The organism is Schaalia naturae (genome assembly GCF_042665795.1).
Classification (GTDB): Bacteria; Actinomycetota; Actinomycetes; order Actinomycetales; family Actinomycetaceae; genus Pauljensenia; species Pauljensenia naturae.
The window spans coordinates 641,639-654,937 of the sequence record NZ_JBHTEF010000001.1 but is presented as its reverse complement, the minus strand read 5'-3'; the positions used below and the strand labels follow the sequence as shown (position 1 = coordinate 654,937).

Below are 13,299 nucleotides of genomic sequence, written 5' to 3'. Positions count from 1 at the left end.
CCGACGCTTCTCCACTACGCTGGGGGCGTGCGCCGCCATGCCCCCCGAGTCCCCGTCCATCCGCGCCGGGATCCTCATGGCCGCGGGCTGCGGGGGCCGCTGCTGGACCCGGGGCTGCCGGGTTGGCGCTCGCGCCGCGAGAGGTTCGACGAACTGGTCGCCGACCTCGTCGACGAGTTCTCGCAGCGGTGGCCGGCGGTCTCGAGCATCGAGTTCGGCATCGAGGACGTGCCGCCCTCGGACCCGGCGCCCTGGGAGACGCACTCGGCGGTGATGGCGCGGATCTTCCCCGCGGATCGGCGGCGCGGCCTGGCCGACCGGATCGTCGTCTACCGCCTCCCGATCCTCCAGCGCAGCCCGAGCGAGGCCGGCGCCGAGGACCTCACGCGCCGCCTGCTGGCCGACCGCATCTCCCACGTGCTGGTCATTCCGCCCGACGAGCTGGACGAGGGCTTCGACTGACCGGCCCGCCGCGAAGCCCGGATCCGGGCCCGCGCCGCACGCCGCAGAGGGTCGAACGATACGCTGGCCCCATGCGGCTTCTGCTGACCTCGTTCCTGCACCCGCGCCTCGGGACCTTCTTCTCCGGCACCGTCGCCTATATCCCGGACGCGGCCAGGACCTGCCGGGACGCCCCGTTCGCCGTCGAGGAGCGCCAGCGGATCGCGCGGTACGGATTCGACGTCGTCGAGGTCCCCGTGGCCGGGAGGCCGCCCGCGGATCTGGACAGGATCCTGTCCCGGGTCGACGGCATCTACGTCGCCAGCGGAGAGACCTTCGGCCTCCTGCACGTCTTGAGATCGACGGGCGCGGACGAGGTCGTCTCCCGTCACGTCCGCGAGGGCCTGCCCTATGCCGCCTCCTCCGCCGGGTCGATCGTCGCCGGCCCGAGCATCGAGCCCAACAGCATCATGGACTCTCCCGCGATCGCGCCGGGGCTGACCGACTACTCTGGGCTTGGCCTGGTGGACCGCGTCATCGTCCCCCACGCTCAGGGGACGCTTCCCCCGTTCCCGATCGGCGTCATCGCCCGCACGGTCGAGGAGTACGGCGTCGACTGGCCGCTCACCCTGCTCAGGGACGGCGAGGCGCTGCTGGTGGACGAGGACGGGTGCCGGCTGGTCTGATCGCACGGCGGAGGCGGCCGCGCCCCGGTCTCACGGCCCGACTGAGACGGGCATCGACTGCGTGGCGAGCCCGGCCGCGCCCAGAGGCCAGACCGCCGACACGGGGCCGGTCGGCGTGTCGACGGTGGCGACGACGGCCGCGTGGACCGTTCCCTGCGCCGGCGCCGCGCCGACGCTGAGCGTGGAGGCCTCGTCGGGCAGGTCCACCTCCACGGTGGCGCCGGCCGCGACGTCCACCGCCGTGTCCGCGCCGTCGCCGTCCAGGGACACGCCGACGTCCTCGTCGCCGGTGTTGGCGAGGACCAGTCGGACTGTGACGTCTCCGGAGCCGCTGGGCGTCGACACGGTGGTCGGGCGCCCGGGCGAGGCCGCCATCTGCTGGCCGATGAGGTCCGCGAGCGTTCCCGCCCCTGGGAGCCTGGCCTGCGTGAGGGCGGTCGTCGGGGCCACCGCCGTGCGCGCGATCCACGTGGAGTCGCTGTCCGGCCAGGCCTCGCCCCGCGTCGTCTCCATGGCTGTGGCGACGATCGGGACGTCGGAGTCGACGAGCAGGGTGAGGGCGCCCGCGGCCCTGCCTCCGCCGGTCTCCTCACCGCTCTGGGCGCTGCCCCCGTCCGCCCCGGCTCCTGCCGCCTCAGCCAGCCCGGCGAGGTCGAGGTCGAGTGTGGTGCCCGCATCGATCTGGATGTCGCGGGCGCCGGGCAGCGCCTGGGCGCCCTCGGGGCCGGACACGCTCACGGTGACGGTCGCGGCGTCGGCGCCGGGGACCCCCAGGCGCACCGAGGCGGTCCCGTTCTCCGTGTCCGCGCTGACTCCGGGCAGCGCCAGCCGTGTCGCGGCGCGCGTGGAGGCCGCCCAGGTCATACCGGTGGGCACCTCGCCCTCCATCCCCGAGCTCTGGAGCCAAGCGGCCACGCCGGGCCCGTCTGCCTCGACGTGCAGCGCGGGCCGCTCTTCGTCGGGGAACCAGGCGGCGGGCAGGACGGTCACGGTCTGCCCGGCGGGAACGGTGACGGACTGCGCGGGCATCGCCTCTCCCGTCGCCCCGATCGCGGACACGGTGACGCGCGAGGGCGCGCGCCCCGGGTTGGCCAGGGCGAGGACCAGATCCTCTCCCACCACGGTCGATCCGGCGGCCAGCCATTGGTCGCCGCTGGCCGACGCGCACGGTTCGAGGGCCAGCCCGCGCAGTTCTCCCCCGCTCTGGCCGGCGACGACGACGCCGGTGGGCATGCTGAGCGCTCCGTGGGAGGCGGTCGCGGTGAGCGTCGCCTGGGCGGGCCCGCCCGTCTCCGGTCCGGTGCTGGTCCACGCCTGGGCCTGAACCGCCTCAGCATAGGGGTCTTGCGGGTCCAGGACTCCCGGCGCGCAGGCCAGTGCGATCGACGAGGGCGACGCCACCTGGGTGGGCGGCCTGGTGTCGGAGGCGGCCGGAGCGGGCAGCGCGAGGTCCGCGACCGCCGCGCACCCGAGTCCCAGCAGGGCGGCGGCGGTGGCCAGGAGGGCTGCGACCCGTCTCAGGGTGGGGCGGCTCATCGGAGTCTCCTCGCTGGGATCGCGGCCAGGGCGGCGCCCGCCAGTGCCGCGCCGGTGGCGATCCTCCACGGCAGCAGCCACCAGGGTCGATACTCGACGACCAGGCGCCCCCCGCCGGTGATCTGGAACGCCTGGCGCCATCCGGCCGTGTCGTCGCCGATCGCGGCGAGGGGTTCCCCGTCCAGGGTCGCGTGCCAGGCGGGGTCGGCGCGCTCGGCAAGGACGAGGGTGCCCTGGGCGCCGTCGGCCAGCCGAGTGTCGGCGCCCAGCGCCTGTGAGGCCACGGGCGTCCACTGATCGCCGTCCACCAGTGTGATGCGGGCGGGCAGGCCCGCGTCGGGGCGCACGCGCCACACGGTGCCGTAGTCGGTGTGCCCGACGAGTTCCAGGCCGGGAGCCCGGTCGAGGGCCTCCGCCAGAGTCGCACCCGGTTCGGAGGCGGTGTCCGCGATGAGGATGGCGTCGATGCCGTGGCGGGCCAGGGCCGTCGCCGTGTCGTCGTCGGGTGTGGAGACCACGGTGAGCGCCTGGCGCGCGAGATCTGTGGCCGCCCCGTCCAGGGCGCCGGAGCGGATCTGGCGCAGGCCGTCGAGGCGGGTCAGAGCGGAGGCGTCGGTCATCTGCGGGCCATCGCCGCGCAGCAGGCGGGCGGTCAGCGTCGGGGTCTCCCCGCCGGTCTCGGCGCCCGACGTCCCCGCCTGGTCCAGGATGAGGAGCCGACCCCTGCGCGGGGAGCTCTGGGCCTCACGGGTGATCGAGGGGACCTGTTGACCGGCTCCGGCCACATGGTCGCCCCCGGTCTGGCCCGCGCCCTCGGCCCGTTCCCCCGCTCCGAGCGGTCCGATCGCTCCCCAGACGCCCAGGGTGAGGGCGGCGACGGCGCCGAGGGCCGCGGAGGCGATCCGGACGGCCCGGTGGCTGGGGGCGTCCCACGGGGCGTCTGCCGAGGCGGTCAGCCGGCATCCGGCGATGATCAGGGCGAGCGCGCACACCGACAGGGCGGGCGCGGGCCAGGCGGCCGCCTGGGCGGTGCCGTCCGGTGTTTCCGCCGCCGCGACGGGAACCCGCTGGAGCAGCACGGCGCCGGCCGCGGACAAGGCTGCGACCAGGCCGGGGACGGCCACCGCGTCGAGGCCTCGGCCTCCACGCCATGCGACGCCGACGGCCAGCGCGATCACGACGGCGGGAACCAGGCACGCGAGCATCCACGGATGGGGGTTCCAGGAGAAGGCCCCGGGGACGCCGGCGGCCAGCCACCAGGAGGCGGCCGGCTCGGTCGCCAGGGCCGGCCCCCCCGGTGTGAGCAGCGCCGCCCACCCGCCGGGGGTGGCCAGGGACCGTGCGGTGACGGGGGCGACCGCTGCCAGCGCCGGAAGCAGGGTGAGCGCCAGGGCGCGGGAGCCGCGTTGTCCGCCTCCCGGTTCGACGGCGCCGCGTCCGCGCCGGGCGGCCCGGCCGGTGAGCGACGCCAGCTGGCGGAGCGCCAGGCCCAGGATCGCCGCGCCGAGCAGCCAGGGCACGCAGCAGGCGACCACAAACAATCCCCATGCGGCGATGCCGCCGGCCCAGGGGGCGCGGTGTCCGGGCGGGCCGGCGGGGACGGGCCCCTCGGCGCCCGAGACCACCAGAGGGGCCGGGCCGCGGACCATCCGCGTCCACCCGAGCATCACCATGGGCAGCGCGATGTGGGCGAGGACGGCTGCCAGACGCCCCTCGGAGGCGGAGACCGTGAGGGCGGGCACCGCCGCCCAGGTCAGTGCGGCGGCGGCGCGCGCGGGAAGGGAGGTGGTGAGCGAGCAGGCCAGCGCCCAGGCGCTCAGGCCCGCCAGAGGCGCGGCGAGCACCAGCAGCCAGCTCCACACGGTGGTCGGTGCGACTCCGACCAGGGCGAAAGGGGCGCTGAGCAAGGCCAGTGGAATGAGCACGGGATCGCCCGGTCCGGCCGCGCCGTCCCCGCCGGGCACCCATGCGGCCCACGCCGCCTGCCACAGCTGCCACCATGAGGCGGGCGCGCCGGCCCAGGCGGCCCCCGCGGTTCCTCCGAGCATCCGCGCCCAGATGATGAGGCTCGCCGCCATCAGAGCTCCGACGAGGCCGGCCCCCACCGACCAGGAGCGCGCGCGGTGGCGTCGCGCGGAGGCCGCGATCAGGGGGTCGAGGTGGTGGTCGCGTCTCTGGGCGCGTCGGACGCGCCGGATGAGCCGGCGCTGGGCGGCGAGGTCGCGGGGACGCGCCTCCAGGGACGCGAGGACCGAGCGGGGGACGCGGGCCTGGCGTGCGCAGCGCCTCCGGGTGCGCCACAGGGATCCCGTGAGGGGGATCAGCGCGGCCCAGGCGGCGAACTCGTCGCCTGCCAGGTGGCGGGCGCCGGTGAGGATCCGGGCGAGGGCGCGGGCGGGGGTCCACACGAGCAGCCATAGGGCGAGGAGCGGGACCTGCCACCAGGGGACGGCAGCGATCCAGGTGTACAGCTGGGCCGTGCGCCGGGCTCGGAACGAGGTGTCGGGGTCCGCGCCCAGCGACCGGCGGGCGTGGCGCACACGGGCCCGGGGGGCCAGGACGACGCGCAGACCCGCCCGGTGGACGCGGCGTCCGAACTCCAGGCCGTCCCCGAAGGGGCCGAGAGCGGGGTCCGTGCCCTCCAGGTCTTGCCAGGCGCGGCGTGAGACGAGCATGCCTGCCGTGCCCACGGCCAGGACGTCGGAGCGGTCGTCGTACTGGCCCTGGTCGATCTCTCCGGCGGCGATGGTCTCCAGGCGCCGGGCGGTCCGAGTGGCGGCGATGCCGGCCTCGAGCAGGTGCTCCCCGGTCCAGGAGAGCTGCTTGGGGCCGACCAGGGCGATGGTGCGGCCACGGTCGGCGATGCGCCATTCCTCGGCCAGGCAGGCGGGCTCGGGCGCGGAGTCGTCGTGGAGGATCCACCACCATCGGGTCTGCGACAGCGCGAGTCCGGCGGCGTCCGAGCCGGCGGCGGTCCGGACGGCGTCACCCAGGGTGCGGGCGGTGGGAGCGTCCACCAGGAGCAGGCCGGGCGGGGAGGCGTGATCGGGGCGGGCGTCGCCGTCGTCAGGCGCCGGAGCATCGCTTTGCCCCGCGCGCACCAGGACCACGCAGTCGGGCCGGAGTTCCTGACCGGCGACGGCGGCCAGCGTCTGGCCCAGCAGCGGCGCCGATCCGTGGGTGATGACAATCGCCGCGATCCCGCTGGGCGTCCCGGCCTCCGGCTCGGGTGCAGGGGAGGGTGTCACACCGCCGCGCGCCGCAGGCGTCGGCGCTCGCGTTCGGACATGCCGCCCCAGATCCCGAAGCGCTCGTCGTGGGCCAGCGCGTACTCGAGGCATTCCGCGCGCACGGAGCAGGACTGGCACACGGCCTTGGCCTCGCGGGTGGACCCGCCCTTCTCCGGGAAGAAGGCCTCGGGGTCGGTCTGGGCGCACAAGGCGTGCTGTTGCCAGGCCAGCGGGCCGTCGTCGCCCAGCAGGAAGTCGGCGAAGTCATCGGAATCGTCCGCGTCGGACCATGTCAGCGGCCCGTCGCCCAGGATGTTCCACACGATGCCTTCTCCTCACCTCCGGCATTTCACTTCTATGAATTACACGCGTGTCATCTTCCCACGTCAAGGCGAAAAGTGTAATTGGTGCGATGCGAGCACCCGAGGCGCTCGCCGCAGCGGCCTCCCCGCACCCGCGACGCCACCCTGTCATCGGCCGTCACACCCCACGCCTTTCAGGGACTTTGGACCCAATTTCGCCGATGAGCCGGATCGTGATTCCCCGCACATCCTGTGCCGCGTATCTCCGATACCGTGGGCCCATGACGCTTTCGGAACTGGTGGACGCCCTGTCCGCGCGCCGGGGACCGGCGCTGACGTGGTATGGCGCGGATGGCGGGCGGACCGAGCTGGGCGGCCCCGTTGTGGCGCGTTGGGTGGCGAAGATCGCGAATCTGCTGGGCACCGACCTGGCGGGCGATCTCTTCGACGAGCCGGCGCCGGCTCCGGGCGCGCCCGCCGGTCCGGGCTCCCCCGTCCGCGTCGTCCGCGTCGACCTGGGCCGCAGCTGGCAGGCTGTCGTGTGGACCGCCGCCGCATGGCTGTCCGGGTGGGAGGTCCGCGGCGGAGCACCGACGGACAGCCCCGGCGGAGGCGCCATTGGCGAGGACGGCGCCGCGGTGTGGGTGGTCTCCCACGTCGAGTCTGCCTCGGCCCGCGCCGCCCAGGACGGCATGTGGGTGCTGGCCCACGATCTCAGCCCGCTGGCCCTGTCATGGGCGGGCGAGCCCCTGCCGGAGGGCGTGCTCGACGCCCTGAGCGACCTGGCCGTTCAACCGGACGCGCTGGTGGTCGCTCCGGACGCCGTGTGGCAGGGGCCTGCCGACGGATCCCCGCAGCCCGGTGGGTCTCTTCGGGTGCTGGTCGTCGCGGACGACGCCGCATCGACGACGCGATTCGTCCTAGCGCACTGGGCCGCGGGGCATTCCGTGGTCGTGGCCGGCGCCGAGCCCGGCGACGACGGAGCCCTCGACCGGATCGCGACGCAGGAGCATGCGGTGAGGGTGTGAGGTGCAGCCGACGACCGCGGGAGCGGCGCCGGCCGATGGGGACCCCGTGCGGACCTATAGTCTTGGCTCCAGATGAGGCCGGGATACCCGGCTCCGGTGGCAGACGGACCCGAGGGGAAGGGACGGAAGATGAGGATTGCTGTTGCGGGTGTGGGGTATGTGGGGTTGTCGTTGTCGGTGTTGTTGGCTCAGCACAATGCGGTGACGGCGGTGGATGTGGTGGAGGAGAAGGTGGAGTTGATCAACTCACGCCGTTCCCCCATCCGTGACATTGAGATCGAGGACTACCTGGCCCACCGCGACCTGGATCTGACGGCCACCGTCGACGGGGCGAGCGCCTACGAGGACGCCGACCTCATCGTCATCGCCACCCCCACCAACTACGACCCGACGAAGGACTTCTTCGACACCAGCCTCGTCGAAGAAGTCATCGACCTGGTCCTGGCCGTCAACCCCGACACCGTCATGGTCATCAAGTCCACCGTGCCCGTGGGCTACACCCAAGCCTTGTCCCAACGCCACCCGATGGCCAAGATCCTCTTCTCCCCGGAGTTCCTCCGCGAGGGCCACGCCCTGTCCGACAACCTGCACCCCTCGCGCATCATCGCCGGTATCCCCACGGGCACAGACCACACACCCGAGCTCGAACAGGCCGCCCAGGCCTTCACCCGCCTCCTGGCCGAGGGCGCACAGGACACCGACATCCCCACCCTGCTCATGGCCTCCACCGAGGCCGAGGCCGTCAAGCTCTTCGCCAACACCTACCTCGCCCTGCGCGTGGCCTACTTCAACGAGCTCGACACCTACGCCGCGGTTCGCGGCCTGGACGCCTCCAAAATCATCCAGGGCGTCGGATACGACCCCCGCATCGGCTCCCATTACAACAACCCCTCCTTCGGATACGGCGGCTACTGTCTGCCCAAGGACACCAAACAGCTCCTCGCCAACTACAAGGACGTCCCCCAGAACCTCATCGAGGCCATCGTCGAGGCCAACCGCACCCGCAAGGACTTCATCGCCGATGAGCTCCTCCACCGCGTCCAAGAGCTCAAGGACGCCGGCAACCCCCACCCCACCGTCGGCATCTACCGGCTCACCATGAAATCCGGATCCGACAACTTCCGCGCCTCCTCCATCCAAGGCGTCATGAAACGCATCAAAGCCAAAGGAATCCCCGTCATCGTCTTCGAACCCACCCTGGACGACCCCGATTTCTACGGCAGCGAAGTCACCCACGACCTCCACCATTTCAAAACCACCAGCGACCTCATCCTCGCCAACCGATGGGACCCCGAACTCACCGACGTCACCAACAAGACCTACACCCGAGACCTCTTCAAACGAGACTAAGAAACAGGAGTGCCATGGTGCAAGGTCGTCGCACGCCACACCCCGCAAGCGGCACCCAGGTCCGGCTCGTTAGAATATCGGGCAGCATGCGCTCTCGGCGCCGTCGCGGCGTGTCCCAATCCCAGGAGAACAACTCGTGCGAGTCTTCGTCCAGATCCCCTGCCTGAACGAGGAGAAGACCCTTCCCCTCGTCCTGGGCTCCATCCCCCGAGAGATCGAGGGCGTGGACAGCCTTGAGATCCTCGTCATCGACGACGGTTCGACCGACGACACCGTCGAGGTGGCCAAACGCCTGGGCGTCCGCCACTTCGTCCGCCACGCCCGCAACATGGGGCTCGCCCGCTCTTTCAGGGACGGCGTCGACTACGCGCTCGCGCACGGTGCAGACATCGTCGTCAACACGGATGGAGACAACCAGTACCCCCAGGACATGATCCCGCAGCTCCTCAAGCCGGTGATGGACGGTGAGGCCGACATCGCCATCGCTGATCGCCAGACGGCGGAGATCGCAGAGTTTTCCCGGTTCAAGAAGAGGATGCAGCGCTTCGGCTCCGAAGTGGTCAACCATGCGGCCACCACGGACCTCCCTGATGCTGCCTCCGGATTCCGGGCGTACTCGCGCGGAGCGCTCTACCGACTGAACGTCGTCACCCAGTTCTCTTACTGCATGGAGACCATCATCCAGGCCGGCAACAAGCGTCTGCGAATCGCGTCGGTCCCTGTCACCACCAATCCCAAGACTCGTGAGTCCCGGCTGTTCTCGAGCATCTGGCAGCACATGTTCAAATCGGGCACCGCCATCGTGCGCTCGTATCTGATGTTCAAGCCGTACGTCATTCTCGGTTGGATCGCTGCAGTCCTCGGAGTTGTTGGAGTCATCCCCCTGGTCCGATTTTTCGTGTTCTGGCTGATGGGCGAATCAGCCGGACATATCCAGTCGCTCGTCATCGCGTCATCAATGACAGTAGGTTCTCTCCTCGCGCTCGCGATTCTGGTCATTGCCGACCTTCAACGGACAAACCGCGTGCTCCTGGAGGACTCGTTGGAACGCCTCAAGCGTCTCCAGTTCTGCGTCGCCTCGGGGGAATCGGTGCACGAACCGACGTGGGAATCCGCGGCCACGGCTTCCTCCCCGGAAGACGACGAAACGCAGCGACTTCGCTGAGTCATCGATCGGAGTTTACCCAGGAGGCGCGGCATGCGCATCGTCATCATCGGCCCTACACATCCATACAAGGGCGGAATTACCCAGCACACCACGCAGCTGGCTCATACCCTGTGCGCACTGGGTGAACAGGTCCACATCGAGTCCTGGAAGAACCAGTACCCCGCACGCCTGTACAAGGGCCAGCTCACGGTCCCGGCCGACCAACCGGAGATGCCCGAGTTCCCCAACGTGACGCGGGAGCTCTGCTGGAACCGCCCGGATTCCTGGATCTCCTCCGCTCGCCGAGCCGCGCGGGCGGACGTGGCTGTCCTCGTGGTCGCGAACCCCGTCCAGATCATCCCCTATCTCACGATGCTTCCTTTGCTCCATCATGGCGGAGCCACAGTGGTCGGCCTCGTGCACAACGTCCTGCCCCACGAGCACAGCCCCTGGGACAGACCTCTCACCGAGCGATTCCTGAAGTCGGTGGACCTCGTCGTCACCCACTCCGACGAACAAGCAACCGTCGCCCGCGAGCTGGGTGCCGAAGAACCTCTGGTCCTCGACCTTCCTCCGAACCTCGACCCACAGACCGTTCCCCCCCTCGTGGTCCGCTCAGATCAAGCGTCTCCTCTTCGTCTCTTGTTCTTCGGTCTGGTGCGTCCCTACAAGGGACTCGGCATTCTCCTCGACGCAATGACCGATGTCCCCCAGGCCCATCTCACCATCGCAGGCGAGTTCTGGTCTCCCGTCGAGGAGACCCAGAGCCAGATCTCGTCCCTCGGTCTGGACGACAGAGTGGTGATCCGTCGGGGTTACGTCCCGACCTCAGAGCTCCCGGGCCTGTTCGGCGCAATCGATCTGGTCGTTCTCCCCTACCGCAGCGTCACGGGATCAGGAAACACTAAGATGGCGCTGCTCTTCAACCGTCCCCTCGTGGTCTCGGACATCGGAGTTCTGCCTGCTGAGGTCAAGGGAGGTGTCGGGCTGACGTTCAGGTCGGAGGATCCTACCGATCTGGCACGTGCGCTCCTCCAGGCTGCGAATCCGACCACCTACAACGACCTCGCTCAACACGTCGCAGCCGTGTCCCATTCCGCCGAGGTGTCGTGGAAATCGTATGCGCAGGGACTCCTGGAGAGGCTCCGATGAGCCCCGACAGCCGTGACCCGAAGGCCACCGGCAGTTCCCGCACACGCCACGTGCTGGTCACAGTCCTCAAGTGGGGACTTGTTGTACTCGCCGTTGTCTTCCTCGCGCGGGAGATCACCCAACAGTGGTTGTCCGTCCGAGACACGTTGGTCGCCACGCCGGTGTGGAGCGTCCTCCTCTCATTGTTCCTTGCGGCAGCGGCAGTTGCGGCTTCGGGTGAACAGCAGCGCGGGCTCCTTCTCGCCATGGGGTACAGGTTGGGCATAGCGGAGTGGTTCCGTGTTTTTTTCGTCGCCCAGCTCGGGAAATACGTCCCCGGCACGGCCTGGGCCTATGTCTCACAGATGGAACTCTCCCGCGCGAAGGGTATCCGACGTGCGACATCAGTGGCCGTCATGCTGCTGGGCGCCGGAATGACGGTCCTCACTTCCTTCGCCTTGGGATGGGTCTCGATCGGGGAGGGGACGGTCACATGGCTACCCACGTGGTTGCGGGCGATCGCCGCGGGCTGCGGGGTTGCTTGCATGGTGGCCGTCATGGTGCGTGCCCGGTGGGTCGGCGCACTGTTGGCGAAACTGCCCGAGCGCTTCCGAGTCGGTAGGTCCGACCTCGACCTCGCGTCACTGCCGTCCCTCTGGGGACCCAGTACTTGGACTGTGACGGCATCTGTGCTCTACGGATTCCACGTCCTCGTCCTCAGCTTGCCCTCTGGCGGCTTCTCATGGTCACTCACGGCTCAATCTGTCGGCGGCTTCGCCACTGCCTGGGTCGTCGGGTTCCTCGCGTTCGTCGTCCCGGCCGGGGTCGGCGTCCGCGAGGTCGTCCTGGCCGCCTTTCTGACCCCGTCCCTTGGCAGCGGTGGGGCGCTGGCCGTCGTCGTCGTCTCGCGCTTCGTCATCATCATCGCTGAGGCACTGCTGATGGCCAGCGCCCCCCTGCTCGGAGAGCGCTCGAAGTGAGCAGCTGGGTCCGTCGGGAGCACGCCGTCGACGCGCGACCAGCCCCTCAGGAGAGTTCGAGTCCGAGGAGAGCCATCGTCGCGAGGCCGCACCCTCCGATTGCGAGCATCTGGTACAGAGGAACCACTCCGCGACGCGTGGCGACCATTGCGCCGAGGGCTGCAGCTATCGGAAGGAATGGCGCCCCGTACCGGGCATTCATGACGGGGAAGTACATGTGCCCCGTGGACCAGGCCTGAACCTGCACGGCCAGCGGCCACACGAGTATCCCCACCAGGAGGCAGATCCCAACCGCCATGAACTTGTCGGTACGGTCCACCATGAGCCAGCCCAAGACTGCCAGCCCTGCGATCACCGGTCCGATGATTGAGACCCACAGGGACATTGTCCACGCACTGACGGAATCGGAGAAGTAATAACTCGACACCATGCTCGAGCCACTGAAGATGGTCGACAGCCATTCAGCAGCTGGATTCCCCGCGACCGTCTGAGTGTTCACACCATTGACCGGATTGACGTAGCCAACGGGTATGTACCTGCCCTGGTACCAATTCCAACCGAAATGGACGACCGCGACGCTCAGCGGTATCGAGATGGCGGACAGCACACGTCTGACGCGGTGGTTCCTCGGTCCGCTCCGCAAGCCGAGCGCAAGGACGCAGACAGCTGCCGCGAGAAGCGGAAGCGCATTAAGAACCTTCACCCCGGCCACGAGCACCGTCAGGAACCCCGACGACCACATGTCTGTCCGATGCTCGACAAGGACGCGCCTCAGCACGACGAGCGCGGCCACGCTGCACAGGGTCACCGCGCTGTCAGGTGTCACCCGGCTCGAAGCCGAGACGACCGGAGGAAGCGCCATGACCAACAGGGACGCAGCCCCCGCTGCACCTGCCGGGACCTTCCACTTGCGCAACTCGTGGAACAGGGCGACGAGGCCGAGCGCGGAGATTCCCGCACCCAACCAACGCAGGGCCCCGACGAACCCGAGTGAGTGGTCGACCGCGGCAACCGCCCGGGCGACGGGCCCCACGACCATGAAGTATAGAGGAGGCTGCCAGAAGTTGTAATTCTCCCCACTGGCCGGATAGCCACTGGCAGGAGATCGAGAGCTGCAGGCGGGCAGGATCGTCCCATCCTGACCGGCGCAGGACCACATGTCGAGGACTTCCTGGGACATCGTCTCCCCCGCGCGGGGAATCCTGCCGTGCGACACTTCCCACGCGTAGTCGATGTGGGTCTGCTCGTCGATCGGCGTGAGCTTCGGCTGGGTGCTCATTGCAATGGAGGAAAGCGCCATGCTGAGCACGAACAACACTCCCCCGACGAGGAGAGGGATGGCTCTGTCCAGGTACTGTCGCTGTCGACCGCGTCTGGCGGCCGATCTGGCCTGAACATTCTCGACATTCTCTGCGTAAACCATTATCCTCAAGTCGTTGACCGCCTGCCGAACGACCAAGCTCCTCTT

11 protein-coding genes are annotated in these 13,299 nt (G+C 69.8%); 7 read left to right on the top strand and 4 right to left on the bottom strand.

What is annotated here, in order from left to right:
• The first annotated feature begins 27 nt into the window (after positions 1–27).
• Positions 28–462, top strand: a complete 435-nt coding sequence (locus ACFQWG_RS02860; RefSeq protein ID WP_380971914.1) for a metallopeptidase family protein — start codon at positions 28–30, stop codon at positions 460–462.
• Positions 463–533: 71 nt separating this feature from the next.
• Complete coding sequence (locus ACFQWG_RS02855) at positions 534–1,127, top strand: Type 1 glutamine amidotransferase-like domain-containing protein (protein WP_380971912.1); 594 nt, start codon at positions 534–536, stop codon at positions 1,125–1,127.
• Between the two features lie 30 nt (positions 1,128–1,157).
• On the opposite strand, the gene ACFQWG_RS02850 is transcribed toward ACFQWG_RS02855, so the two are convergent.
• The 3 genes from ACFQWG_RS02850 to ACFQWG_RS02840 are packed head-to-tail and all read right to left on the bottom strand — an operon-like array spanning position 1,158 to position 6,216.
• Positions 1,158–2,663 carry a DUF5719 family protein gene (locus ACFQWG_RS02850; protein WP_380971910.1) on the bottom strand — a complete coding sequence of 502 codons (1,506 nt, stop codon included), beginning with the start codon at positions 2,661–2,663 and terminating at the stop codon, positions 1,158–1,160.
• Complete coding sequence (locus ACFQWG_RS02845; protein ID WP_380971908.1) at positions 2,660–5,911, bottom strand: glycosyltransferase; 3,252 nt, start codon at positions 5,909–5,911, stop codon at positions 2,660–2,662. Before ACFQWG_RS02845 ends, ACFQWG_RS02850 begins: the two co-directional genes overlap by 4 nt.
• Positions 5,908–6,216, bottom strand: coding sequence for a WhiB family transcriptional regulator (locus ACFQWG_RS02840; protein WP_291499211.1), 309 nt, complete (start codon positions 6,214–6,216; stop codon positions 5,908–5,910). Before ACFQWG_RS02840 ends, ACFQWG_RS02845 begins: the two co-directional genes overlap by 4 nt.
• A gap of 260 nt (positions 6,217–6,476) precedes the next feature.
• Here ACFQWG_RS02840 and ACFQWG_RS02835 point away from each other — a divergent pair, with 260 nt between their 5' ends.
• The 5 genes from ACFQWG_RS02835 to ACFQWG_RS02815 all read left to right on the top strand — a co-directional run bounded on the left by ACFQWG_RS02835 (position 6,477) and on the right by ACFQWG_RS02815 (position 11,831).
• The gene (locus tag ACFQWG_RS02835) at positions 6,477–7,223 is read left to right on the top strand and encodes a TIGR03089 family protein (RefSeq protein ID WP_380971906.1); all 747 of its coding nucleotides are present in this window, start codon (positions 6,477–6,479) and stop codon (positions 7,221–7,223) included.
• A 129-nt stretch (positions 7,224–7,352) separates the two neighbouring features.
• Positions 7,353–8,573 (top strand): nucleotide sugar dehydrogenase, encoded by a 1,221-nt coding sequence (locus ACFQWG_RS02830; RefSeq protein ID WP_380971904.1) that lies wholly within the window; start codon positions 7,353–7,355, stop codon positions 8,571–8,573.
• Between the two features lie 136 nt (positions 8,574–8,709).
• A complete protein-coding gene (locus ACFQWG_RS02825) occupies positions 8,710–9,738 on the top strand; it encodes a glycosyltransferase family 2 protein (RefSeq protein ID WP_380971902.1) in 1,029 nt (342 codons plus the stop codon).
• 33 nt (positions 9,739–9,771) lie between these two features.
• The gene (locus ACFQWG_RS02820) at positions 9,772–10,872 is read left to right on the top strand and encodes a glycosyltransferase (protein ID WP_380971900.1); all 1,101 of its coding nucleotides are present in this window, start codon (positions 9,772–9,774) and stop codon (positions 10,870–10,872) included.
• The gene (locus ACFQWG_RS02815; RefSeq protein WP_380971898.1) at positions 10,869–11,831 is read left to right on the top strand and encodes a hypothetical protein; all 963 of its coding nucleotides are present in this window, start codon (positions 10,869–10,871) and stop codon (positions 11,829–11,831) included. The genes ACFQWG_RS02820 and ACFQWG_RS02815 overlap by 4 nt, the downstream gene beginning before the upstream one ends.
• A 46-nt stretch (positions 11,832–11,877) precedes the next feature.
• Here ACFQWG_RS02815 and ACFQWG_RS02810 read toward each other — a convergent pair whose 3' ends face one another.
• Complete coding sequence (locus tag ACFQWG_RS02810; RefSeq protein ID WP_380971896.1) at positions 11,878–13,290, bottom strand: hypothetical protein; 1,413 nt, start codon at positions 13,288–13,290, stop codon at positions 11,878–11,880.
• Positions 13,291–13,299: the final 9 nt, after the last annotated feature.